This window comes from Bacillus sp. P4_D3, from assembly GCF_056401855.1.
The window spans coordinates 1-2,206 of the sequence record NZ_JBFUIN010000522.1 but is presented as its reverse complement, the minus strand read 5'-3'; the positions used below and the strand labels follow the sequence as shown (position 1 = coordinate 2,206).

Genomic DNA, 2,206 nt, shown 5'->3' with positions numbered 1-2,206 from the left:
CTTATAAGGGAATATATTATTTAATCGGCAGAATTTTTTCGTATTTTAAAGTAATGAGCGGCAATTAAACAAAGTACCCCTATAAATAACATAATAATTCCAAGAGTTTTATGCTTTCCTTCGAAGAAAGGTATGTCTGTAATTACATTTGTCATACATAAGCCTAAGAATACAAGAATAGGTCCAATCCAAAGTAATACGTTGCCTAATTTTGTGTGTTTCTCCATATAAACCCTCCTTTATTTTTACATATATATCCATCAATATTGCAATCCATAACTTCTAAATAAAAGTTAAAGTAAATCCCCAAGAGAAATATATTTTCTTTCATAACAAAAATTAAAGCATCATATATTGGTACAAGCAAATGAGAAAGGAGATCATCATGAATTGGCTAGAAGCTTTTATTTTAGGAATTATTCAAGGACTGACAGAGTTTTTACCTATAAGTAGTACAGGGCATCTTTACTTAGGGAGACATCTTTTTCAATTAGATGAAGCAGGTTTATTTTTAGATACGATGCTGCATATCGGAACGTTACTTGCGGTGTTTATTTATTATAAGAAAGAATTTATATATTTAATTAAAAATCCGTTTTCAAAGCTTATGTTTTTACTTATTGTCGGGACGATACCTGCGGTTGTAATCGGCTTATTATTTAAAGACTTTTTTGAAGATATTTCAAAAACAGGTATAACAATAGGTTGGGAGTTTTTAGTGACGGGTTTATTTCTTTATATGGCTGATAAACAAAAGAACGGTCGTAAAAAAATGAATGATATTACATATAAAGATGCATTCATAATTGGTTCATTTCAAGCAGTAGCTATATTTCCAGCAATTTCTCGTTCTGGAATGACAATTGTCGCTGCAATATGGAGAAAGTTAGACCGCGAAACAGCGGCGTACTTTTCATTTTTATTATCAACACCAGCTATTGTCGGAGCTATCATCTTGCAATTTGCAGATGTTTTTCAAGGGAAAGCAGAATCTATTTCTAGTACATCATTAATTGTCGGAACATTATCAGCAGCGTTCTTTGGTTACATAGCAGTTTCATGGATGATTCAATATTTAAAACGTCATTCTTTAAAAGTATTCGCGTATTACGTATGGGGATTAGGTATTTTAATTTTAACGTTGCAATTCACAAAGGTGTTTTAAATATAATTAGCAAGGAATTATTAGTTAAGATCCTGTTCCATTCATAAACGACAGGATCTCTTTTCATTAAGGGGGAAAAAATGTTTACTAAGGCTATCGTTATCGGTGGAAGTATAGCAGGGAAACTCGTCGCAAAAGCTTTATCAAATACGTTTGAAGAAGTAATCATTTTAGAAGCCGGAGAAAGATGGGATGGAAAAGGACCTCGTAAAAGAGTTCCACAAAGTAATCATCCGCATGTGTTATTAAAAGGCGGCGAAGAAGCACTTGAGGAGTTGTTTCCTAACATTACTAATKAATTAATTGAAGCAGGTAGCATTGTAAATAACTTTACTCGCGATTTAAAATGGCATCAGTTCGGCCTATGGAAGCAGCCTTTCAAAGGCGAAATAAATATGATTCAGCAAAGTCGTCTTCTGTTAGAATCTCATATTCAAAAACGAATTGAACAAGTTTCAAATGTTACTACGAAGTATGAAATGTTGGTTGAAGGATTACTAGTAGATAACAAAATTAATAAAGTCTATGGAATAAGAGCTAAATGTTTGAAAACAGAAATGAAAGAAGAATTTCATGCAGATCTTGTTGTTGATGCAAGTGGGTTTGGTTCGAAAAGTATAGATTGGTTACAAGAATACAATTTCAAAGTACAAGAAGAGAAAGTAAGAATTGATTTGTTTTACGCAACTAGAATGTTTAGGCTCAAAGAAAAAGAGAAATTAGACTGTTGTAATATGCTTATGTCTCCAAGTTTTCCTGAGAATCCTTATGGTGTTCTAATTCAAACGATTGAAGATGATCGTTATTTTGTTACTTTTAGTGGATATGCAAATGAAAAAGCACCGCAAACTGATGATGAATTTTATGATTTTGCTGAAAATCTATCAATCCCTAATGTTACAGAGTTTCTAAACAAATCTGAGGCGATTACCGATATAAAAACGTACAAAATTCCATATCAAGTACGCAGGCGATTTGATCTAGTTAATAATTTACCTGAAAGATTGTTAGTAGTTGGAGATGCGCATTGTCTTTTTGATG

At 32.4% G+C, this 2,206-nt stretch carries 3 protein-coding genes; 2 read left to right on the top strand and 1 reads right to left on the bottom strand.

Features of this window, described 5'->3' with window-relative positions; translation table 11 throughout:
• Window positions 1-20: 20 nt before the first annotated feature.
• Window positions 21-227 carry a hypothetical protein gene (locus tag AC1DTM_RS23555; protein ID WP_002110134.1) on the bottom strand — a complete coding sequence of 69 codons (207 nt, stop codon included), beginning with the start codon at window positions 225-227 and terminating at the stop codon, window positions 21-23.
• Between the two features lie 158 nt (window positions 228-385).
• On the opposite strand from AC1DTM_RS23555, the gene AC1DTM_RS23550 reads away from it, so the two are divergent.
• Window positions 386-1,165: an undecaprenyl-diphosphate phosphatase gene (locus AC1DTM_RS23550; RefSeq protein WP_002161638.1), complete on the top strand. Its 780-nt coding sequence runs from the start codon at window positions 386-388 to the stop codon at window positions 1,163-1,165.
• A gap of 80 nt (window positions 1,166-1,245) precedes the next feature.
• On the top strand, window positions 1,246-2,206 hold a 961-nt coding region (locus AC1DTM_RS23545; RefSeq protein WP_477001020.1), incomplete at its 3' end, for an FAD-dependent monooxygenase family protein.